Source organism: Pelomonas sp. CA6 (assembly GCF_022549225.1).
GTDB lineage: Bacteria > Pseudomonadota > Gammaproteobacteria > Burkholderiales > Burkholderiaceae_C > Roseateles.
Map to the genome: position 1 here is coordinate 88,017 of NZ_JAKZFD010000011.1, position 23,219 is coordinate 111,235.

At 71.3% G+C, this 23,219-nt stretch carries 22 protein-coding genes and 1 riboswitch; of the genes, 9 read left to right on the plus strand and 13 right to left on the minus strand.

The window, feature by feature from the left end; genetic code table 11:
* Nucleotides 1-89: 89 nt before the first annotated feature.
* The 6 genes from LZ017_RS18000 to LZ017_RS18025 are packed head-to-tail and all read right to left on the minus strand — an operon-like array spanning nucleotide 90 to nucleotide 5,689.
* Entirely contained in the window at nucleotides 90-527 is a 438-nt protein-coding gene (locus LZ017_RS18000; protein WP_241398289.1) for a flagellar FliJ family protein, read from the minus strand.
* Nucleotides 524-1,840 carry a flagellar protein export ATPase FliI gene (fliI, locus tag LZ017_RS18005; protein ID WP_241398290.1) on the minus strand — a complete coding sequence of 439 codons (1,317 nt, stop codon included), beginning with the start codon at nucleotides 1,838-1,840 and terminating at the stop codon, nucleotides 524-526. Before fliI ends, LZ017_RS18000 begins: the two co-directional genes overlap by 4 nt.
* Entirely contained in the window at nucleotides 1,837-2,574 is a 738-nt protein-coding gene (fliH, locus tag LZ017_RS18010; RefSeq protein WP_241398291.1) for a flagellar assembly protein FliH, read from the minus strand. Before fliH ends, fliI begins: the two co-directional genes overlap by 4 nt.
* Nucleotides 2,571-3,608: a FliG C-terminal domain-containing protein gene (locus LZ017_RS18015; protein ID WP_241398292.1), complete on the minus strand. Its 1,038-nt coding sequence runs from the start codon at nucleotides 3,606-3,608 to the stop codon at nucleotides 2,571-2,573. The genes fliH and LZ017_RS18015 overlap by 4 nt, the downstream gene beginning before the upstream one ends.
* On the minus strand, nucleotides 3,592-5,340 hold the full coding sequence (gene fliF / locus LZ017_RS18020) for a flagellar basal-body MS-ring/collar protein FliF (RefSeq protein WP_241398293.1): 1,749 nt from the start codon (nucleotides 5,338-5,340) through the stop codon (nucleotides 3,592-3,594). The genes LZ017_RS18015 and fliF overlap by 17 nt, the downstream gene beginning before the upstream one ends.
* Before the next feature lie 19 nt (nucleotides 5,341-5,359).
* On the minus strand, nucleotides 5,360-5,689 hold the full coding sequence (locus LZ017_RS18025) for a flagellar hook-basal body complex protein FliE (protein ID WP_241398294.1): 330 nt from the start codon (nucleotides 5,687-5,689) through the stop codon (nucleotides 5,360-5,362).
* Nucleotides 5,690-6,142: 453 nt separating this feature from the next.
* Nucleotides 6,143-6,231: riboswitch (cyclic di-GMP riboswitch) on the minus strand.
* Nucleotides 6,232-6,610: 379 nt separating this feature from the next.
* Between LZ017_RS18025 and LZ017_RS18030 the strand changes: the two genes are divergently transcribed.
* From LZ017_RS18030 to LZ017_RS18060, 7 genes are read left to right on the plus strand one after another with little or no spacing between them, the layout of a single operon-like run.
* Complete coding sequence (locus tag LZ017_RS18030; RefSeq protein ID WP_241398295.1) at nucleotides 6,611-7,510, plus strand: FliM/FliN family flagellar motor switch protein; 900 nt, start codon at nucleotides 6,611-6,613, stop codon at nucleotides 7,508-7,510.
* 6 nt (nucleotides 7,511-7,516) lie between these two features.
* Nucleotides 7,517-7,864, plus strand: coding sequence for a FliM/FliN family flagellar motor switch protein (locus LZ017_RS18035; protein ID WP_374109946.1), 348 nt, complete (start codon nucleotides 7,517-7,519; stop codon nucleotides 7,862-7,864).
* A complete protein-coding gene (gene fliP, locus LZ017_RS18040) occupies nucleotides 7,861-8,622 on the plus strand; it encodes a flagellar type III secretion system pore protein FliP (protein ID WP_241398297.1) in 762 nt (253 codons plus the stop codon). Before LZ017_RS18035 ends, fliP begins: the two co-directional genes overlap by 4 nt.
* Before the next feature lie 7 nt (nucleotides 8,623-8,629).
* Nucleotides 8,630-8,899 (plus strand): flagellar biosynthesis protein FliQ, encoded by a 270-nt coding sequence (fliQ, locus tag LZ017_RS18045; protein ID WP_241398298.1) that lies wholly within the window; start codon nucleotides 8,630-8,632, stop codon nucleotides 8,897-8,899.
* A gap of 9 nt (nucleotides 8,900-8,908) precedes the next feature.
* Nucleotides 8,909-9,691: a flagellar biosynthetic protein FliR gene (locus LZ017_RS18050; RefSeq protein WP_241398299.1), complete on the plus strand. Its 783-nt coding sequence runs from the start codon at nucleotides 8,909-8,911 to the stop codon at nucleotides 9,689-9,691.
* Nucleotides 9,684-10,841: a flagellar type III secretion system protein FlhB gene (gene flhB, locus LZ017_RS18055; RefSeq protein ID WP_241398300.1), complete on the plus strand. Its 1,158-nt coding sequence runs from the start codon at nucleotides 9,684-9,686 to the stop codon at nucleotides 10,839-10,841. Before LZ017_RS18050 ends, flhB begins: the two co-directional genes overlap by 8 nt.
* Nucleotides 10,838-12,931 (plus strand): flagellar biosynthesis protein FlhA, encoded by a 2,094-nt coding sequence (locus LZ017_RS18060; RefSeq protein ID WP_241398301.1) that lies wholly within the window; start codon nucleotides 10,838-10,840, stop codon nucleotides 12,929-12,931. The genes flhB and LZ017_RS18060 overlap by 4 nt, the downstream gene beginning before the upstream one ends.
* Before the next feature lie 6 nt (nucleotides 12,932-12,937).
* Here LZ017_RS18060 and LZ017_RS18065 read toward each other — a convergent pair whose 3' ends face one another.
* The 3 genes from LZ017_RS18065 to LZ017_RS18075 all read right to left on the minus strand — a co-directional run bounded on the left by LZ017_RS18065 (nucleotide 12,938) and on the right by LZ017_RS18075 (nucleotide 16,849).
* Nucleotides 12,938-13,849: a hypothetical protein gene (locus tag LZ017_RS18065; protein WP_241398302.1), complete on the minus strand. Its 912-nt coding sequence runs from the start codon at nucleotides 13,847-13,849 to the stop codon at nucleotides 12,938-12,940.
* Nucleotides 13,850-13,857: 8 nt separating this feature from the next.
* Nucleotides 13,858-15,810, minus strand: a complete 1,953-nt coding sequence (locus LZ017_RS18070; RefSeq protein WP_241398303.1) for a tetratricopeptide repeat protein — start codon at nucleotides 15,808-15,810, stop codon at nucleotides 13,858-13,860.
* 133 nt (nucleotides 15,811-15,943) lie between these two features.
* Nucleotides 15,944-16,849 (minus strand): flagellin, encoded by a 906-nt coding sequence (locus LZ017_RS18075; RefSeq protein WP_241398304.1) that lies wholly within the window; start codon nucleotides 16,847-16,849, stop codon nucleotides 15,944-15,946.
* Between the two features lie 250 nt (nucleotides 16,850-17,099).
* Between LZ017_RS18075 and LZ017_RS18080 the strand changes: the two genes are divergently transcribed.
* Nucleotides 17,100-17,459: a CzcE family metal-binding protein gene (locus LZ017_RS18080; RefSeq protein WP_241398305.1), complete on the plus strand. Its 360-nt coding sequence runs from the start codon at nucleotides 17,100-17,102 to the stop codon at nucleotides 17,457-17,459.
* A gap of 766 nt (nucleotides 17,460-18,225) precedes the next feature.
* Here the strand turns inward: LZ017_RS18080 and cadR are convergent.
* A complete protein-coding gene (cadR, locus tag LZ017_RS18085) occupies nucleotides 18,226-18,753 on the minus strand; it encodes a Cd(II)/Pb(II)-responsive transcriptional regulator (RefSeq protein WP_241398307.1) in 528 nt (175 codons plus the stop codon).
* The gene (locus LZ017_RS18090) at nucleotides 18,750-18,893 is read right to left on the minus strand and encodes a hypothetical protein (RefSeq protein WP_241398308.1); all 144 of its coding nucleotides are present in this window, start codon (nucleotides 18,891-18,893) and stop codon (nucleotides 18,750-18,752) included. The genes cadR and LZ017_RS18090 overlap by 4 nt, the downstream gene beginning before the upstream one ends.
* A 144-nt stretch (nucleotides 18,894-19,037) precedes the next feature.
* Here LZ017_RS18090 and LZ017_RS18095 point away from each other — a divergent pair, with 144 nt between their 5' ends.
* Complete coding sequence (locus LZ017_RS18095) at nucleotides 19,038-21,146, plus strand: heavy metal translocating P-type ATPase (RefSeq protein ID WP_241398392.1); 2,109 nt, start codon at nucleotides 19,038-19,040, stop codon at nucleotides 21,144-21,146.
* On the opposite strand, the gene LZ017_RS18100 is transcribed toward LZ017_RS18095, so the two are convergent.
* Together LZ017_RS18100 and LZ017_RS18105 are read right to left on the minus strand one after the other, a co-directional pair.
* Nucleotides 21,143-22,540, minus strand: a complete 1,398-nt coding sequence (locus tag LZ017_RS18100; protein ID WP_241398311.1) for a heavy metal sensor histidine kinase — start codon at nucleotides 22,538-22,540, stop codon at nucleotides 21,143-21,145. The two genes, LZ017_RS18095 and LZ017_RS18100, sit on opposite strands and share 4 nt — an antisense overlap.
* A complete protein-coding gene (locus LZ017_RS18105) occupies nucleotides 22,521-23,201 on the minus strand; it encodes a heavy metal response regulator transcription factor (RefSeq protein WP_241398312.1) in 681 nt (226 codons plus the stop codon). The genes LZ017_RS18100 and LZ017_RS18105 overlap by 20 nt, the downstream gene beginning before the upstream one ends.
* Nucleotides 23,202-23,219 lie beyond the last annotated feature (18 nt).

The window sequence follows — 23,219 nt, forward strand, 5'->3', positions numbered from 1 at the left end:
GCGTGCTCCTCCAGAAAGGTCGGTGGGATGACCCTGGAGAAAGACGACCGGACGGCCGCGGCGCTTAAACATCGGGCGCATGTCGCACATCAGCGCCGCCCCCAGGCCTGCAGGGCCAGATCGTCCTGGCGCTTCTGCTCGCGCCGCGTGCCTTCCAGATGCAGGCGCTGGTCCACGCGGTCCAGCAACTGCTGCAGGCTTTCCTTCTTGCGCGCCAGCGCCAGCGTGGCATTGCGCGCCAGCGCCAGCTCGGCCTCGCGGTGCGCCAGCTCCTGGCGCTGCTGGTCGGCCCAGGCCAGCATGGCCTGCTTGTAGGCGGCGCCGTTCTGCGCCAGCCCCGGCAGCACGGTGCCGCTGAGGCTGGCCTGGGCGCTGAGCGCCTCCAGGCGCTGCACCGTGCCCTGCACGCGCTCGCACAGGCGCTGCTGTTCGGCCAGCTGCGCCTGCTGGCGCTCCAGCGCCAGCGACTGCAGGCCGATCAGCCGGCCCAGGCTGCGCTGCAGGTGTTCGGAACCGTGGCCACTCATTGCAGCATCTCCTTCAGGCGGGCGCGCGTCTCGGTCAGCGGCGCGGCCTCGTGCGTGCCCTGGTGCAGAAAGGCCTCGATGCGCGGCCACAGCGCGACGGCGCGGTCGGTCGCGGGGTCGGCACCGGGCACATAGGCGCCCAGCGGCATCAGCTCGCGCACCTGCTCGTAGCGCGCCATCAGCTGCTTGAGCTGGCGCGCCGCCTGCAGCTGCTCCTGCCCGGCGACCAGGCCCATGCAGCGGCTGATGGACTGGCCGATGTCGATCGCCGGGTAGTGGCCGCGCTCGGCCAGCGCGCGCGACAGCACGATGTGGCCGTCCAGGATGGCGCGCGCGGTGTCCACCACCGGGTCCTGCTGGTCGTCGCCCTCGGCCAGCACGGTGTAGATCGCGCTCATGCTGCCCTCGCCTTCGCCGTTGCCGGCGCTTTCCACCAGCTCGGGCAGCAGGCTGAAGACCGACGGCGGATAGCCGCGCGTGGCCGGCGGCTCGCCCAGCGCCAGCGCCACCTCGCGGCGCGCCATCGCGTAGCGCGTCAGCGAATCCACCAGCAGCAGCACATGGCGGCCCTGGTCGCGGTAGTGGGCGGCAATGCTGTGGCACAGCTCGGTGGCACGCAAACGCATCAGCGGCGATTCGTCCGCCGGCGCGACCACGACGACCGAGCGCGCCAGACCTTCGGCGCCCAGCGACAGGTCGATGAACTCGCGCACCTCGCGGCCGCGCTCGCCGATCAGCCCGACGACGACAACGTCAGCCACGGTGTTGCGCGTGATCAGGCCCAGCAACACGCTCTTGCCGACGCCGGAACCGGCCATCAGCCCCACGCGCTGCCCGCGCCCCAGCGTCAGCAGCCCGTTGAGCGCGCGCACGCCCACGTCCAGCGGCTCGTGCACCGGCTTTTTGCGCAGCGGATTGATCTTGGGCGGCGTGGCCGGCAGCGGATGATCGCCGGGCAGGCGACCCAGCCCGTCCATGGGCTCGCCCAGGCCGTTGACGATGCGGCCCAGCCAGCCCGGACCGATCATCGGCCCGTTGCGCTCCGGCGCCGCCATTACGCGTGCGCCGGCCGCCAGACCTTCGGGCTTCTTGAAGGGCATCAGATAGGCGAGCTGGTCGCGGAAACCCACGACCTGCGCGGCCATCCACGCATCAGGGCCCTCGCCCTGCAGCTCGATCAGGCAGCGCTGGCCGGTGCGCAGCGTGCAGCCGCTGGCTTCCAGCAGCAGGCCCGAAGCGCCGACCAGGCGGCCCGTGGGCGTCGCCACAGGCACCTCGCCCAGCTCGACACGGCGCAGCGCGCTGCTGATCATGGCGTGCCCTCCTCGCTCTCCAGCACGGGCTGCTCGCCCGGCGGCGGCAGCTCGGCGGGCTCCAGCAGCTGGCCGCGTACCTGGGCCATGCAGGCCGACAGGCGCTGGCGGCAGCCGGCATCGGCCTCGCGGCCGCCGGCCAGCACGCGGCATTCGCCCGGCTCCAGCGCCGCGTCGGCATGCAGCTGCCAGTCGCGCGCGCGCTCGGGCGCCAGCTCGCGCAGGCGCTGCAGATCCTCGGGGTTCAGAAAGACCTCGACACCGTCGCGCGCCGGCGGCATCGCCGACAGCGTCTCGTCCACCAGCGCCGCCAGCTGGGCCGGGCGCAGGGTCAGCTCGGCGCGGATGACCTGGCGCGCGACGCGCTCGACCAGCTCCACCACCTCGCGGCGCAGCGCGGACTGGTAGTCGTGCTGCAGCTTTTCCAGCTCCGCCAGCACCTGATCCACCGCCAGCAGCGGCGCCTGCAGGCGCTGCTGGGCTTCCTGCCGGCCCTCGGCCAGGCCCTCGGCATGGCCGCTGCTGCGCGCCGCGGCGCGCGCCTCGTCCTGGCCGCCGGCCAGTCCGCTCGCGTAGCCCTCTTCGTAGCCCTTGGCCAGGCCTTCCTGGAAGCCCTGCGCCAGGCTGGCCTGCAGCTGCGCGCCGCTCTGCGACGGCGAGGCCAGGGCCAGGCCCGGGTCGCCATGGAAATGGGCCAGCGGCGGGAAGCGGTGCGGACGCAGCTGCGGTTTCATTCGACAGTGGCCTCGGCAAACAGCTGGACCTGGATTTCGCCGGCGTCGACCAGGGTCTTGACCTGGGCCATGACCTCGGCGCGTGCCTGCTCGACGCGGCTCTTGGGCATGGGCCCGCCGCGACGCATCAGGTCCTCGAAGCTCTGCGCCTGGCGGCGCGGCATCGCGGCGAGGATGGCGTCGCGCACCGCGGGCTCGGCGCCCTTCAGCGCGACCGCCCACAGCTCCAGCGGCACCTCCTCGATCAGGCGCGTCAGCACGGCCTCGCTCTGGCGCGACAGCATGAAGAACTCGTACATGCTGACCTCGATCTCGCCGACCACCTCGGGGTCGTGCGCGCGCAGCAGCTCCACCATCTGCTGGCGCTCGCCGGGCAGGCGGTTCAGGATCTCGGCCACCTGCTTGACGCCCTCGACGGTGGCACCCTGCTGGCCCAGGCCGGCCAGGCAGCGCTCGACCAGTTCCTCCAGCTCGGCCAGCAGCTCGGCGTCCACCTCGCTGAGGCGGGCCATCTCCAGCAGCACGCGGTCGCGGCCGCCGGCCGTGCCCTCGGGCAGCGCGGCGACGACGGCGCTGGCCAGCGCGCTGGGCAGGAAGGCCAGGAAGACCGCCTGCATGCGCTGGTGCTCATGGCCGATCTGCTCGGCCAGCCACTTGGGCGAGGCCCATTGCAGGCGCTGCATCTTGGGCCGGATCGCGTCGCCATAGATGCTGTTCAGCACGCTGGACGCGATCTCGCCGCCCAGCGCCAGGTCCAGCGAGCGCTTCAGGTAGCTGCGCGACGCGCCGTGCACGCCGCTCTGCTCGCGGTAGTCGTCGAAGAAGTCCTGCAACGCATGCTTGACCCAGTCGACCTTGATGCCGGAGAGGCGCGACATCACCTGCGTGACGTCCAGCAGCTCCTCGCGCGACAGGCAGCGCAGCACCGCCGCGGCCGGCTCCTCGCCCATGCTCAACAGCACGATGGCCGCGCGCTCGACGGGGCTCAGCGACGCCGCGCTGCTGGGCGGAATGAAATCACTCGCTTCGGCCATTTTTCTTCTGCACCCATTGCTTGACGACTTCGGCCACCCGCTCCGGCTCCTTGGCCGCGAGCACCTTCAGGTGGTCCACCAGCACGTCGACCGGCGATCCGGGCGGCGGCAGCTCATAGTTCTCCAGCAGCGGCGTCACCGCGGCCGGGCCACCCAGCGCGGGCGCGCTGGAATCGGCCGGCGCGAGGGACACCGTGGCCGCGGGCGAGGCGCCATGGCCGCCCTGCCCCCCCAGGGGCTCCAGCGGCGTCGGAACCACCGCCCGCTCACCCGCCACCGCCGGCAGCCCGGCGGCGCGCGGCGCCAGCGTCTGGCGCGCCAGACGCAGCAGCGGCCGGCCCAGCAGCAGATAGCCCGCCAGCAGGCCCAGCGCCGGCAGCACCCAGCCGGCCACCTCGGTCCAGGTGTCGCGCTGCTCGTACCAGGGCGCCGGCAGCGCGGCGACCGGGAAGGCCAGCGTGGACACGCTCAGCGTGTCGCCGCGGCGGTTGTCCAGCCCCAGGCCACCCTGCAGCAGGCGCTCGACCTTGCCCAGGTCTTCGTTGGACCAGGTCTTGGCGCCGCCCGGCGCGGCGGCGGTGTTCAGCAGCACGGCCACGCTGAGGCGCTCCAGCCGGCCGCGGCTGCGCTTGACCTGGGTGATGCTGCGGTCGTAGGCGTACTGGCGCGTCGCGGCGTTGCGGCGCGCGCTGCTGGCATTGCCGGCGTCGGCCGCGCCCTCGGGGCCCGAGGCCGCCTGCGGCGGCGGGTTGACCGGCCGGTTGCTCAGCGAGCCGGGCACGCCCAGCGCGATGCGCTCGCGGTCCTGCTCCTCGCGCATGGCCTCGTTGGTCAGCTTGGGCGCGTCGCCGTACTGCTCGCGCGTTTCCTGCACGCGGTCGTTGTTCACCTCGGCGGTGACGCTGAGCCGGTAGTTCTGCTCGCCCAGCACCGGCGCGAGCAGCTCCTGCACATTGCGACGCACCTCGTCCTGGATGCGGCGCTGGGCCTCGTTGCCCTGCGTGGCCTCGAAGCCTTCGCTGAGGTCCACGCGCGCCGACAGCAGGTGGCCCTGCTGGTCCACCAGGCTGACGCGCTGCGGGTCCAGCCCGGCCACCGAGCCCGCCACCAGGTTGACGGCGGCGGCGATCTGTTCGTTGGACAGCGAACGGCCGGGCTTGAGCGTCAGCACCACCGAGGCGCTGCTCTTCTGCCCGTCGTTGAGCACGAAGGAGCTGCTCTTCGCGATGGACAGGTGCACGCGCGCGGCGGCGACGGCGTCCAGCGCCATCATGCTCTGCGCCAGCTCGCCCTCCAGGCCACGGCGGAAGCGGATGTCCTGCACGAACTGACTCACGCCCAGCGGGTCGTTGCGGTCCATCAGCTCCAGGCCGGCCGGCAGCTTGGCGACCACGCCCTTGGCGGCGAGCAGCATGCGCGCGCGGCCCAGGTCGGCATCGGCCACCAGCACCTGCCCGCTGTCCGGATGCAGGCGGTAGGGAATGCGCTCGGCATCCAGCACCGCCAGCACGTCGGCCGCCGGCACGCGCTCCTGCTGGCCGAACACCGGCTTGTAGCCCGCCTGGTCGCGCCACATCAGCGCCAGCACCAGCGCGGTGACCAGCGCGGCCAGCAGCAGCAGCGGCGCCAGCGTGCGCAGCCCGGCCAGCGACAGCGCGGGGCGGGCCTGCCAGAGGCCAGCCAGGCGCTGGCGCCAGGCGGCCGCGGCGGGCAGGGTTTGCAACTCGTTCATGGCGTGGATCCCGTCGGCCTCAGAGCTGCAGCTTGATCAGCTCGTCCACCGCGCCGACCACCTTGTTGCGCACCTGCATGAGCATGGAAAAGGACAGGCTGGCCTCCTGGCTGGCGAGCATGGCGCCGACCAGGTCGTCGCTCTCGCCGCGCTCCACGGCTTCCATGCGCTGGTCAGCCAGCTGCGAACGCTCGTCCACGCGGCGCAGCACCTGCTCGAAACCCGGCATGCCCGCGGCCGCCTCGGACCCCGGCGCCACCAGGCGGCCGGCTTCCTGCTGCAGGCGCAGCGCGTCGCCCTGCAGCAGGGTCTCCAGCGCCGCCTGGCCCATGGCCATCTGGACTGTCATCGTCGACTCCTTCCCGATCTCTGGTTATGAGCCAGAGGATTTAGTGTTCAAACAGCAGAACAAAACATTTTCAGGTGGAAATATGTAAATCATATTTACACACCCACGCGAAGCGAATTCACGCAGCCTCGAGCGAAGATTTCTAAACCTCTGAAAATCAATTCATACCGGCAAAGCATCGCCCCTCGCGGGATTTTTCCCGGCGATTGAAGGAATTAAGGGAGGAGATTCGAGCGGCCATGCACGGCCGTATCGGTCTCCGTGGGCGATCAATATCGCCTGGAGGCGCGAATCGAAAGCGGGTGATGCGCTGGTGACATGGAATGCTCCGTCCTGGGGTTCGACGGGCACGCACCCTGGCTGGCGCCAAGCAGGTCACAACGGGTCCGTTTGGGACCCGGCAGAAGCAAGAGTAGCTATGGAACCGCGCAGCACGCGACTCACAGACTCAGGTCTGGCAACCCCGCTATCTTGGTCCTGGTCGGACGGTAGACCGGAGGCTTTGCGACCCCGGCTTTCGCTCGGGTGTGCCCTGATGCAACGCACTGTAGCGTGCCGCCACGAGCTGAAACAAGTCGTTGTGGTGCGGCGCCACAAAACCCGCCATCCGCCTGTGAAGAAGTTCACAGACGGAGTATGGGCCGCAACACCGAAGAATTCGCAGATCGCACGCATCTGATAGATGTGCGAATTATGCAAAACAAGGCCGAATGAAAGCAAATTGGACTCATCGAGGTATGGCGACACAAAGGCGACAGTCATTAAACCGACATGGTCATGCTTGTGCGCATGGCGACACACCCGATGTGAACTATTCCCGTGATAACCACAGCCACGGCGGTAATGGATGGGAATATCGGCTGAACGAAAAATAGAATCCCCCGTCTCTTGAAGAATCCAGGAAACCGGACCCACCCCATCATGCAAAGCTCCTTGAAGACGCCCGCCGCCGAAGCCGGCGAGCGACCCGCGGCGCTGGATCCGCGCAGCCTGGGTCGCCCCTTGCACCTGCTGCCCGCGGTCGCGGAACAGATGCGCGAGGCGCTGCAGCGCCAGGTCTGCCTGGCCTGGAACCGCCGCTATCGCGCCGACTACCAGCTGCGCACCTTGACGCTCAAGCCGCTGGACCGGCGCGTCGGCGGCACCGAAGGCCGCTGGCTGCGCACGCTGGGCCCGCAAGGCGCCGTCGCCTGCCGCATGGAGCGCCGCCTGGTGACCGGGCTGATGGCACGCCGCCTGGGCCTGGCTGATGCGTCGACACCCCCCGAGGCGGCCGGCACGGGCAGCGCCACCGAGGAGCGGCTGGAACAACAGCTGGCGCGGCGCTGGATCGCGCTGTGCCTGCAGCTGATCGAGCAGGCGGCCGCCCAGGGCGGGCTGGACGCGGCCGCGCCGGCCGCCACGGCCAGCGAGCCCGCGCTGCTGCAGCCCAGCGCCCATCCGGGCCTGGGCGCCGACGCCTGGCTGCTGCAGCTGTGCATCGCCGACGGCCTGCAGGGCGAGACGCACGAGGTGCTGCTGGCGCTGGATGGCAGTTACCTGGCCCCGCTGCTGCGCCACCTGGCCGACGGCGCGCGCGCCGCCCGCCCGCCCGCGACGGCGCCGCTGCCGCTGGGGCGGCGCCTGAATCTGAGGCTGCAGGCGCGCCTGCTGGAGCGCGAACTGGCGCTGGGCACGGTGCTGGACCTCGCGCCGGGCAGCCTGATCCCCATCCGCCTGGCCGACGCCACCGTGCTGGTCGACGAGTCGCCGCTGATGCGCGCCACCGTCGCCGAGCACCAGGGCAAGCTGTGCCTGACCTCTTTCCAAGACCTGGAGTGAATGATGATGAGCGATTCCGATCTGATCGCCGGACTGCTGACCGACAGCGACGGCGCGCTGGCGCAAGAGCCCGCGCCCGCCCGTCCCGCGGCGGCCCGCGACCTGCCGGCGCTGATGCGCAAGATCCCCGTGACGCTGACGCTGGAAGTCGGTGAAGCGCGCATCTCGCTGCACGAGCTGGCGCGCCTGCAGCCCGACAGCGTGGTGGAGCTGGACACCCTGGCCGGCGCGCCGCTGACCATGAAGGTCAACGGCACCGTGATCGGCCGCGCCGAGGTGGTGGTCAGCGGCGACAGCCACGCGCTGCGCGTGCTGGAAATCGACGGCCTGGACCTGGACAGCCTGGGCGCATGAACAAGGCCATGCCGGGCCGCCGCATGGGGCGCTGGGCCGCCCGCGCGGTCCTGGGCGCCGCGCTGCTGGCGGCCGAGCCAGCCTTCGCCGCCGCGATCAAGATCTCGGGCGCGGGCGGCGACTTCACGCTGAAGACCCAGGTCCTGGTCATCATGACCCTGCTCGGGCTGCTGCCCGTGCTGGTGCTGATGATGACCAGCTTCACCCGCTTCGTCATCGTGCTGTCGCTGCTGCGCCAGGCCCTGGGCCTGCAGCAGGGCCTGCCCAACCGCCTGGTCACCGGCGTCGCGCTCATCCTCACCATCCTGGTGATGCGACCGATCGGCACCCAGGTCTGGGAGCAGGCGCTCAAGCCCTACGACGAGGAGAAGATCACGCTGTCGCAGGCGCTCGCGATCGCCGAGAAGCCGGTGGCGCGCTTCATGCTGGCCCAGACCAGCAAGGCCGCGCTGGCCCAGATCGCGCAGCTGGCCGGCGAGACCCAGGTGAGCGACCCGACGCAGCACAGCTTCCCGGTCAAGCTGGCGGCCTTCACGCTGTCCGAGCTGAAGACCGCCTTCCAGATCGGCTGCATGCTCTTCATCCCCTTCCTGGTGATCGACCTGGTGGTGTCTTCGGTGCTGATGGCCATGGGCATGATGATGCTGTCGCCGCTGGTGATTTCGCTGCCGCTGAAGCTGCTGCTTTTCGTGCTGGTGGACGGCTGGACCCTGACGGTCCAGACCCTGGTCTCCAGCGTGCGCGGCGTGGCCGGGTGAGGCGCGCATGAGTCCCGAAATCGCGATCGACCTGATCGGCGAAAGCCTCAACCTCACGCTGCTGCTGGTGCTGGTGCTGATCGTGCCGGGCCTGGTGGTGGGTCTGGTGGTGGCGCTGTTCCAGGCGGCGACGCAGATCAACGAGCAGACCCTGTCCTTCCTGCCGCGCCTGCTCGTCACCCTGCTGGTGGTGGGCCTGGCGGGGCGCTGGATGGTGGGCCGCCTGATGGACTTCTGCGTGTCCATCTTCGAGCGCGCGGCGCAGCTGGTCGGCTGAGGGGCGGCGGTGGAGCTCGAGTTCGGCCGGCTGACCGCCTGGCTCACCGCGCTGTGGTGGCCCTTCTGCCGCGTGATGGCCATGCTGTCGGCGGCGCCCACCATCGGCGAGTCCGGCATGCCGGTGTCGGCGCGCGCGCTGCTGGCGCTGGTGCTGGCGGTGGTGCTGCAGCCGGTGTCGCAGGCCGGCGCGCTGGCGCTGGACGTGTTCTCCATGCGCGGCATCCTCGCCGCGGCGGAACAGGTCGTGCTGGGCCTGGCGCTGGGGCTGAGCTTCCATCTGGCGATGGCGGTGATCGGCGTGCTGGGCTTTCTGATCTCCTCGCAGCTGGGTTTGTCGATGGCGGTGCTGAACGACCCCATCAACGGCAGCGGCTCCGACGTCATCACCGCGCTGCTCAACGTGCTGTGCGTGCTGGCCTTCTTCGGCATGGACGGCCACCTGCTCTTCACCGCGGTGCTGGGCGAGAGCTTCCGCGCCTGGCCGGTGGGCTCGGGGCTGGCGCTGATCACGCTGCAGAACCTGGTCTACAACCTGGCCTGGGTGTTCTCGGCGGCCCTGCTGCTGGCGCTGCCGGTGGCGGCGGCCACGCTGGTGGTGCAGCTGGGCATGGGCTTTCTGAACCGCGTCGCGCCGACGCTGAACCTGTTCTCGCTGGGCTTTTCGCTGGTCACGCTGTTCGGGCTGTTCATGCTGACCCAGGTGCTGGCCCATGTGCCGCAGCACTACCTGGCCATGACGCGCCGCCTGCTGGACATGGTCGAGCAGGGCATGAGGGCCGGCCATGTCTGAGTCCTCCAGCGCCGACAAGACCGAGAAGCCCTCGGAACAAAAGCTGCGCAAGGCCCGCGAGCAGGGTCAGGTGGCGCGCTCCAAGGACATCGCCGCGGCGGTGGGCCTGCTGCTGGGCCTGAAGCTGCTGGTCTGGCTCGCGCCGGGCTATCTGGAGGATTTCCGCCGTCTCTTCCAGCTGGCGCTGGCGCCGCTGGCGCAGGCCGGCGGCGGCGACGCGCTGCAGGCGCTGCAGACCCTGTGGGGCGAGGCCGCGCACGAGGCGCTGTGGCTGTTCGCGCGCATGGTGCTGCCGCTGTTCGTGCTGCCCCTGGCGGTGGTGGCGGCGGCGCAGCTCGGCGGCGGGCTGGTGTTCGCGACCCGGCAATGGGCGCCGCAGTTCTCGCGCCTGAACCCGCTGTCCAACCTGGCGCGGCTGTTCTCGGCCAAGCACCACAGCGACCTCGCGGCCACGCTGCTGAAGGTGGGCGGCGTGCTGGGCGTGCTGGTCTGGCTGAGCACCTCCACCGCGCGCGACTTCGTCCAGCTGCAGGCGCTACCGCTGTCCGACGCGCTGGCTCGGGCGGCCGCGCTGGTGATGGACGCGCTGCTGACGCTGGCCGCCGTGCTGGCTCTCTATGCCTTGGTGGACCTGCCGCTGCAGCGCCTGCTCTTTCTGCGCGGCCAGCGCATGAGCAAGCAGGAAGTGAAGGACGAGTACAAGCAGAACGAGGGCCGGCCCGAGGTGCGCCAGCGCATCCGCCAGCTGCAGCAGCAGATCGCGCGGCGCAGCGCGCGCCAGGCCGTGCCCGAGGCCGACGTCGTGATCGTCAACCCCGAGCACTACGCGGTCGCGCTGCGCTATGACAGCGCGCGCGCCGAGGCGCCCTTCGTCGTCGCCAAGGGCGTCGACGAGATGGCGCTGTACATCCGCCAGCTCGCCCGTCAGCACCAGGTGCAGCTGCTGGAGCTGCCGCCGCTGGCGCGCGCGCTCTACAACAGCGCCCAGGTGCAGCAGCAAATCCCCGCGTCGCTCTACCAGGCCGTCGCCCAGGTGCTGAACTACGTCATGCAGCTCAAGGCCTTCCGCGACGGCCGGCGCAAGACCGAACCACGGCTGGCCTCCGAGCTGTCGGTGCCGCGCCATCTTTCCGATCCGGAGTCCGCATGAACCCGCTCCACACCGCCCGCCAGCAACTGCGCGACCTGCGCATCGCCGCGCCGCTGTTCCTGCTTGCCATCCTCGCGATGGTGATCCTGCCGCTGCCGCCGGTGCTGCTGGATGTGCTGTTCACCTTCAACATCGTGCTCGCGCTGGTGGTGATCCTGGTCAGCGTGAACAGCAAGAGGCCGCTGGACTTCTCGGTCTTCCCCAGCATCATCCTGGCCACCACGCTGATGCGGCTGTCGCTCAACGTGGCCTCCACGCGCGTCGTGCTGCTGCACGGCCACGAGGGCACGCACGCCGCGGGCCGCGTCATCGAGTCCTTCGGCAACGTGGTGATCGGTGGCAACTTCATCGTCGGCCTGGTGGTCTTCGTGATCCTGATGGTGGTGAACTTCATCGTCGTCACCAAGGGCGCGGAACGCATCTCCGAGGTCTCGGCCCGCTTCACGCTGGACGCCCTGCCCGGCAAGCAGATGGCGATCGACGCCGACCTCAACGCCGGCCTGATCAACCAGGAACAGGCGCAGCGCCGCCGCCGCGAGGTCGGCACCGAGGCCGACTTCTACGGCGCGATGGACGGCGCCAGCAAGTTCGTGCGCGGCGATGCGATCGCCTCCATCCTGATCCTGCTGATCAACCTGGCCGGCGGCGTCGCGATCGGCGTCTTCATGCACGGGCTGGATCTGGGCGACGCGGTGCGCCAGTACGGCCTGCTGACCATCGGCGACGGGCTGGTGGCGCAGATTCCGGCGCTGCTGCTGTCCGCCGCCGCGGCCATCATCGTCACGCGCGTCAGCGACTCGGGCCATCTGGAAGCCCAGGTGGGCGAGCAGATGCTGGCCTCGCCGCAGGTGCTGTATGGCGCCGCCGGCGTGATGCTGGTGCTGGCGCTGATCCCGGGCATGCCCTGGCTGGCCTTCGGCGCCTTCGCCGCCGCGCTGGCCTATGCGGGCTGGCGCATGGGCCGCAGCGCACCGCGCCCGGTGCAGCCGGCGCCGGTGGAGGCCGCGCTGGCGCTGGGCACGCCGCCAGAACTGGACTGGCGCGCGCTGCCCGTGGTGGAGGCGCTGTCAGTGAGCCTGGGCTACAAGCTCGTGGGCCTGATCGACCCCGCCCAGGGCGCGCCGCTGCAGCAGCGCGTCAAGGGCATGCGCCAGTCGCTGAGCGAAAACCTGGGCCTGCTGCTGCCCACGCTGTCCGTGCGCGACGACCTGTCGCTCAAGCCCAACCAGTACGCGGTGCAGCTGTCCGGCAGCACGGTGGCGCAGGCCGAGCTCTACCCCGAGCGGCTGATGGCGCTGGCCTCCGGCCAGGTCTATGGCGAGCTGGACGGCATTCCCGGCTTCGACCCCGCCTACGGCATGGCCGTGACCTGGATCGAGCCAGCGCACAAGGCCCATGCGCTGGGCCTGGGCTACCAGGTGGTGGACACGGCCAGCGTGATCGCCACCCATGTCTCCAAGATCGTGCGCGAGCAGCTGCCCGAGCTGCTGCGCTTCGACGACATCGCCGCGCTGATCGAACGGCTGCAGGCCATCGCGCCCAAGCTGGGCGCGGCGCTGGACAAGGCCTACACCCATGCGCAGCTGCTGAAGATCCTGCGCCTGCTGCTCACCGAGGGCGTGGCGATCAAGGACATCCAGACCATCGCCAGCACCCTGGTGGAGAACGCCGAGACCACCAAGGACCCCATCCTGCTCGCCGCCGAGCTGCGCTGCGCGCTGCGCCGCCAGATCGTCGCCCAGCTGCTGGGCCCGGCCGGCGCGGGCGCGGCGCTGCGCGTGTTCAATCTCGGCAGCGAGCTGGAGAACCACCTGCTGAACGCGCTGAACCAGGCGCGCCAGGGCGGCGCCAAGCCGCAGCTGGACAGCTTCCCGGTGGACCCGCAGCTGCTGTCGCAGCTGCAGCAGCACATGCCCGCCGCGCGCGACCAGATGAAGAGCCAGGGCGCCGCACCGGTGCTGCTGGTGATGCCGCAGGTACGGCCGCTGCTGGCGCGCTACGCGCGGCTGTTCGCACCCGGGCTGACCGTGCTGTCCTACAACGAGGTGCCGGAGCAGCGCGAGATCGCGGTGCTGGGCACGCTGGGCTGACGGGGCTCAGCCCAGCCCGTCCTCCAGCGCCCGCAGCAGCAGCGCCGCGGCATCCAGCAGCGGACGCGGCGCGCCCGCCGGCATGCGCCCCGGTTCGTGCGGCGCCGGCAGCGGGCGCTGGCGCCAGGCCAGCGACAGCAGGCGATGGCCGCCGCGCGCCAGCGCGGCCAGCCAGCGCGGCTGCTCGGCGCGCAGCGCGCGCTGCGTCTCTTCGTCCTCCACGACCAGCACCAGGTGCAGCCCGTCGCCGCGGCCGCGCTGCAGATGCAGCAGCACCGGTCGGCCGCGCCAGCGCAGCAGCAGCACCAGGCTGGCGCGCGGCGCGGGGGGCTCGGCCGCGCCTTCGTCGTCACCGGCCGGGGTGTCCGGCTCCGCGTCGTGCGGCGATTCCAGCCCGGGCAGCCCGCGCGGCCAGTGCCACAGCCACAGCGGCTGGCCCTGCGGCCCTGACGGCGGCAGGCCCTGCTCGGCCGCGAGCAGCCAGGCAGTGACCAGGCGCAGCGCCTCGCCCTCCAGGCTCAGGCGCGGCAGCACGGCGGCGGCCAGGGTCTGGCGGCGCAGCAGCGCGGCGCCGGAGCGCAGCTGGCCCAGCTGGGCCCAGCCGCTGTCGGCGCTGCCCGGCGGCGCTTGCGGCGCACGGCGTTCCAGCAGCTCCAGCTCCATGCGCGGCTGCAGCGCGCGAAGACGCAGCAGCAGCACCTCGCCCGGGGCCACGCCCTCCGGCGCGGCCAGCGTGGCCAGCAGTTCACCGGCCGGCCCGCGCAACTCCCACAGCCGCTCACCCCGGCCGGCCGCTGGCGCGAGCGCGGCGGCCAGCGACAGCACCGCGCCGGGGCGCGGCAGCGGCAGGCCGGACTGCGCCAGCCCGCTCAGCAGCGGCAGCACGGCACGCAGCGCGGGCACGGGCTGCAAGCGCATCGCCGACCTCAGGCGGCCAGGTCGGCCACCGCCGGCCCGGCGACGGGCGCGGCCTGCGCCGCCATCGCGGCCGGCGCCAGCCCCTGGGCATGGCGCTCCCACAGCCGCTGCAGCAGCGCGTCCATGTCGCGCGCGTAGCGGGCGCCGTCGAACAGCGGCAGCGCGAGGCGGCGTTGATCCAGGTGCTTCTTCAAGGCTTTCGCGTGATAGCGGTCGGCGGCCAGCGCCACCGCCTTCTCGACATAGGCGCGCGCGTCGGCGCAGACCAGCTCGGGCAGCTCGCAGGCCTGCACCAGGCTGGCGCCGACGCGCGACGCGAAGCTCTCGCCCGGCACGGTCAGCACCGGCACGCCGGCCCACAGCGCTTCGCTGGCGGTGGTGTGGGCGTTGCAAGGCCAGGTGTCCAGGAAAAGGTCGGCCTGGCGCAGCCGCGCCAGGTGGGCGTCCACCTCCAGCCGCGGCGCAAAGATCAGCCGCGCCGCCTCCATGCCGCGCGCCGCCCATTCGCGCCGCAGGTTGCGCTCGGCGGCAGGGTTCCAGGCCAGCAGCCACAGCACCGACTGCGGGCTGCGGCGCAGGATCTCGGCCCACAGGTCCAGGAGGGTCGGCGACAGCTTGTAGCTTTGGTTGAAACAGCAGAACACAAAAGCCCCGTCGGGCAGGTCCAGCCCGGCGCGCGAGGGCGCGTCCGGCAGCGCGCGCCGGCTGTCGTTGGGCTGGTAGCTGTGGGGCAGTTGCGCGATCTTTTCGCTGTAGCGCTCGGCATGGGCCAGCGGCGTCACCACCGGATCGCCGATCAGGTAGTCCAGGTAGCCGGCGCCGGTCGATCCCGGGTAGCCCAGATAGCCCAGCTGCAGCGGCGCCGGCCGGTAGGCCAGGATGTCCATGCGGTGCTCGTGCGTGTGGCCCTTCAGGTCGATCAGGAGGTCGATGTCGTCGGCGCGGATCTGCGCCGCCACCGAGGCGCTGTCGCCGGTGCGCACGCGGCGCAGGTGGTCGCCGGCGGCGTGGATGCGGCGTTGCTGCGGGCTGCCGTCCTCGGCGCTGTGGCAGTAGAGGAAGACCTCGAAGCGTTCGCGGTCGTGGCGCTCCAGCAGCTCGGTTAGCAGCAGCGCGGTGGCGTGGTTGGCGAAGTCGGCGGACAGATAGCCCAGGCGCAGCCGCCCCGGGCGGCGCTGCGCGCGCGGAGGCAGCGGCTGGACGCCCTGGGCGTATCGCGCCGCGTTCGCGCGGCCGACCTTGAGCAGGTGCTGCGGCGCGTCGAAAGCGGCGATGAGCGGAAAGGGCAGCAGCTCGGCGCAGTCCTTCTCGCTGCTGTGCGCCAGCACGCGCAGCAGATCGGCCTCGTGCGCCGCCAGCCGGCCCCAGTCGCAGGCCTGGCGCATCTCGTGAACCAGCACGGACAGGGCCAGCAGGCGATAGCGCCCGTTCTTGTCGGTGGCCAGCGCGGTCTCCATGCTGATCACCGCCTGCTCGGGCATGCGCAGGCGCTGGAAGCACAGGCCCAGCGTGTAGTGGGCGGAGGCATTGCCCAGGTCCAGCTGCAGGGAGCGCAAAAAGACATGCACCGCCTCCTGCGCGCGGCCGGCCGCGAACAGGGCCTGGCCGTGAATGGCGAGGAGCTCCGCGTCGCGCTCGGCCGTGGCGGGCAAGGCGGCGCAGATCGCCACGACCTCGTCGAAGCGGTGCTGCAGCAGCAGGCATTGCGCCAGCAAGCGGCAGGTCAGCGCGCTGTCGGGCATGCGCCGGTGCGCCTCGCGCGCGGCGCTCTCGGCGCGCGCCACGTCGCCCAGCCGCAGCGCGGTCACGACCTGGCTCACCCAGCCGCGCATGTCGGCCGGGTCGGCCTGCACGCAGCCTTCGTAGGCCTGCAGCGCCAGGGTCCACTGGCCCTGGTGTTCGGCCGCCTGGCCCATCTTCCAGAAATGCTCGGCGCGCAGCTGCTGCTTGCTGGGTTTCATCGCGGTCCTGCGGGGAGAGTGAGACGGGGGCGGCGGCAAGGCCGCCCCACAACGACAAAAGCGAGAACCGGGACGGGCCCGGCTCTCGCGTGGGGGTCGCATCCGGCCGCGGGCCGGATGCTGGCGGGCGGGATCAGCCCAGCAGCGACATCACCAGGCCGGACATGCTGTTGCTCTGCTTGAGCATCGCGGTGCCCGACTGCAGCAGCATCTGCTTGGTCGTCATGTGCGAGGACTCGGTCGCGTAGTCCGTGTCCATGATGCGGCCCTTGGCGGCCTGCGTGTTGGTGCTGATGTTCTGCAGGTTGTTGTAGACGTGGTCCAGGCGGTTGGCCGCGGCACCCATGGCCGAGCGCAGCTCGCCGACCTTGGCCAGCGCCGAGTCCAGATCGGTGATGGTGGCGGTCAGGCCCACTTCCGTGCCGGTGGTGGCCGCGGTGGCGGTGGTCTTGTAGGTGGCGCTGATCTTGCCCAGGTCGCCGGCGTCATTGGCCAGCGCGCCGACGATGGCCGACACGTCCACGGCCATGGTTTCCGAGGCGCTGGCGCCGATCTGGAAGCTCATGCCGGTGCCGCTGGCGAACTTGGCCGAGCTGCCAGTCACGTTGGACGCAGCCACGCCGCGGGCGAACAGCTTCTCGCCACCGAAGGACGTGTTGTCCATGATGTTGGCCAGTTCGCGGCCCAGCGAGTCGAACTCGGCCTGCATGGCCTTCTTGTCGGCGGCGGTGGAGGTGGCGTTGGAACCTTCGGTCGCCAGGTCCTTCATGCGCAGCAGGATGTTGGAGACTTCGTTCAGCGCGCCTTCGCCGGTCTGCAGCATGGAGATGCCGTTCTGCGTGTTGCGCTGGGCCACGGCCATGCCGCGGGCCTGGGCGTTCAGGCGGGTGGCGATCTGCAGGCCGGCGGCATCGTCCATCGCGGAGTTGACGCGGAAGCCCGTGCCCAGGCGGGTCATGGAACTGGACAGCGCCTTCTGCGTCGAGCTCAGCGAGTTCTGGGTCGACAGGGCCGCGGCATTGGTGTGCAGGCTCAACATGGTGTGTTCGCTCCTTGAGAGGTGTTCGGGTTGCGGGGCGTTGCAGCGCCCTCACCGGTACAAGACGACGCGGGCCACGGCGGACTTAAATGCCGCCGCGAAAAATGTGCGATCCGCGGCATGACGCATTTGTCATCGGGCCGACGGCCTGGGGTCAGGCCTTGCTTCCTACAGTGAATGACAGACGCATGACGATCTGCCGCGGCAAGGCGCCGCGCGGTCATGGTCCGCACAAGGAAAGGAAGACTCCATGAACAGCCGTCTCATCGCCCGTCGCATCGCCGGTCTGGGCGCCCTCGCCGCCCTGGCCACCGCCGCATCGCTGGCCCAGGCCGCGACACCGTCGCCGACCTTCGCCAACGGGCGCTCGATCTATGGTGTCCCGACCCAGGGTGATGCGGGTGCGCGCGTGGTCGACGTGAACCAGGTTCGCCAACTCAACGTGGTCTGTGGTGACGTCGTCACCTTCCGCAACGGCGAACAGCGCTTCAGCTGGAAGTTCGACGTCGCCAGCCACGCCCCCGTGGACCTGCAGCGCATCGCCCCCGCCGGCTTCGCCGCCCAGAATTTGCGCGTCTATGTGCAGCGCAACGATCTTGAAATGAACTGAGGCCCCTCGGCCAGCGGGTACGCTGGCCGGTCCCCCAGGGGGACGGCGGTACAGGCGGGGCATACCCCGCCTGTACCGCCCTATGGGCCGGCTTGGGGCGGCCCGGCGCTCGGCCCGAAACACCCCCCCAAGCCCAGCGGAACCGCTGGGCAGCCCCCCCAGGGGGCGCCGATGCTCGCGGCTTGGAGCCGCAAGCATCGGCATGCAGGAGCCGGCGCACGAGGCCCGATGTGGAGTCGAGCCGTACTCGGCGAGCGACTTAAAGCCTGAGTGGTGGCGTTGCCCCGCTGGTCGTCGGGACAGGACTCAGTGCGAAGCGCGGACCTCGGTCAAATCGCATTTCAGGCCCTCCTTTTGGTGACTTTTCCTGGGCCCGCAGGAAAAGTTACCCGCCTGCCGGGGCGGGACCCGGCGGGCTCTGCGCCCTGCGCAGACCTTCAAAAACACCACGGGCCAACACCAGGGACCAACACCAGCAGCCCCCCTCCTGCGCCGGCAAGACTTGTGCGGGTAGCGAGCCCGGGCACGAGGCCCGATGTGGAGTCGAGCCGTACCCGGCGAGCGACTTACATCCTGAGCGGTGGACCCGCCCCGATGGTCGTCGGGCCAGCACTCAGTGCGAAGCGCAGGCCTCGGTCAAATCGTATTTCAGGCCCTCCTTTTGGTGACTTTTCCTGGGCCCGCAGGAAAAGTTACCCGGCTGCCGGGCCGGGACCCGGCGGGCTCTGCGCCCCGCGCAAAAAACAAAAAGCGAGACACTGCCCCCTCACCCCATCCGCCGATGCACCCCACCCGGATGCCCCCGCGCACTCCCCGCCCCCACAGAACCCACGGCGCCACCAGAACCACCAGAACCACCAGAACCACCAGAACCACCGGAACCACCGGCCCCACCAGCCCCCACCCCCTCCTCCAACCCCCGCAAAATCCCACACGCCGCCCCCGACGCCTCCGAGCCGCATTGCGCCCGCAGCTCCAGCAGTTCGCTTTCCAGCGCGCGCAATTCCTGGATGCGCGCGCTGATGTGGCGGATGTGTTCGTCCAGCACGCCGTTGACCTCGCCGCAGTCGTTGCCAGGGCTGTCCTTGAAGGCCAGCAGCGCGCGGATCTCGTCCAGCGACATGTCCAGCGAACGGCACTTGCGGATGAAGCCCAGGCGCTGCGCGTGGGCGGGCTCGTAGTGCCGGTAGTTGCCGCCGGTGCGGGCCGGTGGTGGCAGCAGGCCCTCGCGCTCGTAGTAGCGGATGGTCTCGACCGGCGTCATGGTCGTGTGTGCGAGTTCCCCAATCTTCATCGCGGCTCCGGCATGGATGCGCTTGACTCTACACCTGCTACAGGGTTTCCAATGCAGGCATGAGTCAACACCACCACGCTCACACGGATCACGATCACGATCACGATCACGATCACGATCACGATCACGGCCATGCCCATGCGCAGTCTCACGCGCCGGCACAGGCCGGGCCGGCGGAGGCCGCATCCTGTTGCAGCCATGGCTGTGCCGCGCCCGCCACCACGGCGCCCAGCGCCCCGGCCGAGCCTTTGCCGCCGGGCGCGCTGCTGATCCACATCCCGGCGATGGACTGCTCGGCCGAGGAGTCCGAGATCCGCCGCGCGCTGGAACCGATCGCGGGCCTGCGCTCGCTGCGCTTCGATCTGGGCCGCCGCACGCTGGCGCTGGACGCCGACGCCGCGCTGCGCGAGCCGGTGCTGGCGGCGATCCGGGCCACCGGCTTCGAGGCCCGCCCGCTCGATGGCCCGTCCCAGGCCGCGCCCAAGCCGGCCAGCAGTGGCCTGCCGCGGCTGGCCCTGGCCCTGCTGCTGGCGCTCGCGTCCGAATCGGCCGACTTCTTCGCGCCGGACACCCTGCCCTGGCGCCTGCTGGCGCTGGGCTGCGCCGCGGCGGCCATCCTGCTCGCGGGTTTCTCCACCTATCGCAAGGGCTTGAGCGCGCTGCGTCTGGGGCGGCTGAACATCAACGCGCTGATGACGGTGGCCGTGACCGGCGCCTTCGTGATCGGCCAGTGGCCCGAGGCGGCGATGGTGATGGCGCTGTACGCGATCGCCGAGCTGATCGAGGCCCGCGCGGTGGATCGCGCGCGCAACGCGATCCAGGAGCTGCTCGCGCTGGCGCCGCAGGACGCCGAGGTGCGCCAGCCCGACGGCAGCTGGCGCCGCCAGCCCAGCGCCGACGTGGCCGTGGGCGCCCTCGTGCGCCTGCGCCCCGGCGAACGCGTGCCGCTGGACGGCGAGGTGGTCAGCGGACAGAGCGCGGTGGACCAGGCCCCGGTCACCGGCGAGAGCATCCCGGTCGACAAAGGCCCCGGCGACGGGCTCTATGCCGGCACCATCAACCAGGGCGGCGCGCTGGAGTTCCGCGTCAGCGCACCGGCCTCGGACAGCCTGCTCGCGCGCATCATCCACGCGGTCGAGGTGGCCCAGGGTTCGCGCGCGCCCACGCAGCGCTTCGTCGACCGCTTCGCGGCGGTGTACACGCCCGCGGTCTTCGCGATCGCGCTGGCGGTGGCCGTGCTGACGCCCTGGCTGCTGGGCTGGGGCTGGAGCCAGGCGCTGTACAAGGCCCTGGTGCTGCTGGTGATCGCCTGCCCCTGCGCGCTGGTGATCTCGACGCCGGTCACGGTGGTCAGCGGGCTGGCGGCGGCGGCGCGGCGCGGCATCCTGATCAAGGGCGGCGTCCATCTGGAGGAGGCGCGCAAGCTCAAGGCGGTGGCGCTGGACAAGACCGGCACCATCACGCAGGGCCGGCCGCAGCTGGCCGCCTTCGAGCCGCTCGCGGCCAGCGCCGATGTCAACGCCGATGCCGATGCCGAGCTGGGCCGGCTGGCGCGCAGCCTGGCGCTGCGCTCGGACCATCCGGTCTCGGCCGCGATCGCCCAGGGCCTGCAGGCGGGCGCCCCCGACACGGCAACACTGGCCGTGGACGAGTTCCGCGCCGAACCCGGCCGCGGTGTGCAGGGCCGCATCGACGGCCGGCTCTACCGCCTGGCCAACCACCGCTGGGTGGAGGAGCTGGGCCTGTGCTCGCCCGCGCTGGAGGCCCGTCTGCAGACGCATGAGCAGGCCGGACGCAGCCTCACGCTGCTGGTCGGCGAGCACGGCGTGCTGGCGCTGTGCGCGGTGGCCGACACCATCAAGGACAGCTCGCGTCAGGCCATCGCCGAGCTGCGCGCGCTGGGCGTGACGCCGGTGATGCTGACCGGCGACAACGCCGCCACCGCGCGCGCCATCGCCGAGCAGGCCGGCATCACCGAGCTGCAGGCCCAGCTGCTGCCCGAGGAGAAGCTCGCCGCGATCGAGGCGCTGCAGGCCCGGCTGGGGCCCACCGCGATGACCGGCGACGGCATCAACGATGCGCCGGCGCTGGCGCGCGCGGACCTGGGCTTCGCGATGGGCGGGGCCGGCACCCATACCGCGATGGAGGCCGCCGACGTGGTGGTGATGAACGACGACCTGCGCCGCCTGCCCGAGACCCTGCGCCTGTCGCAACGCACCCATGCCGTGCTGTGGCAGAACATCGCGCTGGCGCTGGGCATCAAGGCGGTCTTCCTGGTCGCCGCGGTGTTCGGCAACGCCAGCATGTGGATGGCGGTGTTCGCCGACATGGGCGCCAGCCTGCTGGTGGTGTTCAACGGCCTGCGCCTGCTGCGGCCGCAGGGCGGGCGCTAAACCAGGGCCAGCGTGAGCCCCACGCGGGTCAGCCCCTGGCCGGATTCGGCGAAGGGCTGGCCGCCGTGCATGCGCGCGATCGCGGCGACGATGGACAGCCCCAGGCCGTGGTTGACCTCGCTGCGCGAACGCGCCGGGTCGGCGCGGTAGAAGCGGTCGAACAGCCGAGGCAGGTGCTCGTCGGACAGGGTCTCGCCTTCGTTGACCACGGTCAACGTGCACAGCCCCGGCGCCGGCTGCGCGATCTCCACGCGCAGCACGCTGCCGGCGCGCGCATAGCGCGTCGCGTTGCCGAGCAGGTTGGACAGGGCGCGGCGCAGCAGCGGGGCGTCCAGCGCGCCGCTGGCATCGCCCTCGATGCGCGCCTCCAGCCCGGCCTCCTGCAGCGCGGCCTCGTGATACTCCAGCACCTCGCCGGCCAGCCGCGCCAGGCTGCCCAGCGGCTGGCGGCGCGCACTGGCGCCGCGGTCGGCGCGCGACAGGAAAAGCATGTCGGCGACGATCGCGGCCAGGCGGTGCAGCTCCTCCAGGTTGGAGCCCAGCAGCTCGCGCAGTTCCTCGGCGCCGCGCGCCTTGCGCAGCGCCAGTTCGCAGCTGCTGATCAGCGTCGCCAGCGGAGTGTTCAGCTCATGGGCCACGTCGGCGTTGAAGCCCTCCATCTGCCGGTAGGCGCGCGACAGCCGCTCCAGCAGCGCGTTGAACTGCTCGATCAGCGGCTGCAGCTCGGCGGGCTGGGCGGAGCCGTCCAGGCGCCGGTCCAACTGCTGGGCCGACAGCGCGCGCGTCTGGTCGACCAGCTGGCGCAGCGGCGACAGGCCCAGGCGCACCAGCCAGAAGCCGCCCACCGACACGCCCAGCGCGCCGATGATGGAGGCCGCCGCCAGCGTCAGCGCCAGGCGACGCAGCAGCTGCTCGTCGGCGCCGGTGTCCAGCGCCATCTCGGCGCGCAGCGGCGCGGCGTTCTGCGGCAGTGCGATCTCGAAGCGGCTGAGCTGCGGCGTGCCCGGGTGGCGGGGGCTACCGGCGCGCGTGCCATTCGGGCGCACCAGGCCCGGCCCCGCCCCGTCCGCGCCGGGATAGATCGTGCGCCCTTGGGCGTCCAGCAGGCGCAGCGTCAGGTCCTCGTGCCCGGCGAGGAAATCGTCCAGCGAATGCTGCAGTCCCGGCAGGTCGTGCATCTGGTGCGACTCCTGCACCAGATGGCGCAGCACCAGCTGCTTCTGCGCCAGGGTCTCCTGTTGGCGGCTGCGCAGGCTGAGCGAGGTCGCCGCATAGACGGCCAGGCAGACCAGCCCCAGGCCGATGAAGGTCTGCAGCGCCAGCCACCAGGACAGGCGCCAGCCCAGGTCGCGCACGCGCGGCCCGCGCTGAGGGCTAGCGGGCTTCGAGGACATAGCCCATGCCGCGCACCGTGTGCAGCAGCGGCCGCTCGAAGGGCTGGTCCAGCTTGGAGCGCAGCCGGCGCACCGCCACCTCGACCACGTTGGTCTCGCTGTCGAAGTTCATGTCCCAGACCTGCGCGGCCAGCTCGGTGCGCGACAGCACCTCGCCCTGGCGCCGCAGCAGCAGGCTGAGCAGGTTGAATTCCTTGGCCGTCAGGTCCAGGCGCTGGCCGGCGCGCTGCGCCTTGCGCCGGATCAGGTCCAGCTCCAGGTCGGCCAGGCGCAGCAGCGTGGGCTCGCCACCGGCCCGCGGTGCGGCGCTGCGGCGCAGCAGCACCTGCACGCGCGCCACCAGCTCGGAGAACGCGAAGGGCTTGACCAGGTAGTCGTCGGCACCGCTCTGCAGGCCGCGCACCCGGTCCTCGACCTCACCGCGCGCCGTCAGCATCAGCACCGGCGTCTGCCGGCTCTGGCGCAGCGCGGCCAGCACCGCCAGCCCGTCGATGCCCGGCAGCATGCCGTCCAGCAGCACCAGCGCGTAGTCGCCCTCCATCGCCAGGTGCAGGCCGTCGATGCCGTCCTGGGCGACGTCGACCACATAGCCCTCCTCGCTCAGCCCCTTGCGCAGGTACTCGGCCAGCTTGGGTTCGTCCTCGATCACCAGCAGCTTCATGGCCGGGCATTGTCCCCT

What these genes read in the sequence shown, in the direction of transcription:
- LZ017_RS18090 (WP_241398308.1), bottom strand. Translation starts at nt 18,893, where the DNA reads ATGGGCATGGCCGTGATCGTGATCGTGATCGTGATCGTGATCGTGATC.
- LZ017_RS18080 (WP_241398305.1), top strand. Translation starts at nt 17,100, where the DNA reads ATGAACAGCCGTCTCATCGCCCGTCGCATCGCCGGTCTGGGCGCCCTC.
- LZ017_RS18000 (WP_241398289.1), bottom strand. Translation starts at nt 527, where the DNA reads ATGAGTGGCCACGGTTCCGAACACCTGCAGCGCAGCCTGGGCCGGCTG.
- fliP (WP_241398297.1), top strand. Translation starts at nt 7,861, where the DNA reads ATGAACAAGGCCATGCCGGGCCGCCGCATGGGGCGCTGGGCCGCCCGC.
- LZ017_RS18030 (WP_241398295.1), top strand. Translation starts at nt 6,611, where the DNA reads ATGCAAAGCTCCTTGAAGACGCCCGCCGCCGAAGCCGGCGAGCGACCC.
- LZ017_RS18075 (WP_241398304.1), bottom strand. Translation starts at nt 16,849, where the DNA reads ATGTTGAGCCTGCACACCAATGCCGCGGCCCTGTCGACCCAGAACTCG.
- LZ017_RS18060 (WP_241398301.1), top strand. Translation starts at nt 10,838, where the DNA reads ATGAACCCGCTCCACACCGCCCGCCAGCAACTGCGCGACCTGCGCATC.
- LZ017_RS18025 (WP_241398294.1), bottom strand. Translation starts at nt 5,689, where the DNA reads ATGACAGTCCAGATGGCCATGGGCCAGGCGGCGCTGGAGACCCTGCTG.
- fliI (WP_241398290.1), bottom strand. Translation starts at nt 1,840, where the DNA reads ATGATCAGCAGCGCGCTGCGCCGTGTCGAGCTGGGCGAGGTGCCTGTG.
- flhB (WP_241398300.1), top strand. Translation starts at nt 9,684, where the DNA reads ATGTCTGAGTCCTCCAGCGCCGACAAGACCGAGAAGCCCTCGGAACAA.
- LZ017_RS18095 (WP_241398392.1), top strand. Translation starts at nt 19,038, where the DNA reads ATGGACTGCTCGGCCGAGGAGTCCGAGATCCGCCGCGCGCTGGAACCG.
- fliH (WP_241398291.1), bottom strand. Translation starts at nt 2,574, where the DNA reads ATGAAACCGCAGCTGCGTCCGCACCGCTTCCCGCCGCTGGCCCATTTC.
- LZ017_RS18015 (WP_241398292.1), bottom strand. Translation starts at nt 3,608, where the DNA reads ATGGCCGAAGCGAGTGATTTCATTCCGCCCAGCAGCGCGGCGTCGCTG.
- cadR (WP_241398307.1), bottom strand. Translation starts at nt 18,753, where the DNA reads ATGAAGATTGGGGAACTCGCACACACGACCATGACGCCGGTCGAGACC.
- LZ017_RS18035 (WP_374109946.1), top strand. Translation starts at nt 7,517, where the DNA reads ATGAGCGATTCCGATCTGATCGCCGGACTGCTGACCGACAGCGACGGC.
- LZ017_RS18100 (WP_241398311.1), bottom strand. Translation starts at nt 22,540, where the DNA reads ATGTCCTCGAAGCCCGCTAGCCCTCAGCGCGGGCCGCGCGTGCGCGAC.
- fliF (WP_241398293.1), bottom strand. Translation starts at nt 5,340, where the DNA reads ATGAACGAGTTGCAAACCCTGCCCGCCGCGGCCGCCTGGCGCCAGCGC.
- LZ017_RS18105 (WP_241398312.1), bottom strand. Translation starts at nt 23,201, where the DNA reads ATGAAGCTGCTGGTGATCGAGGACGAACCCAAGCTGGCCGAGTACCTG.
- LZ017_RS18070 (WP_241398303.1), bottom strand. Translation starts at nt 15,810, where the DNA reads ATGAAACCCAGCAAGCAGCAGCTGCGCGCCGAGCATTTCTGGAAGATG.
- fliQ (WP_241398298.1), top strand. Translation starts at nt 8,630, where the DNA reads ATGAGTCCCGAAATCGCGATCGACCTGATCGGCGAAAGCCTCAACCTC.
- LZ017_RS18065 (WP_241398302.1), bottom strand. Translation starts at nt 13,849, where the DNA reads ATGCGCTTGCAGCCCGTGCCCGCGCTGCGTGCCGTGCTGCCGCTGCTG.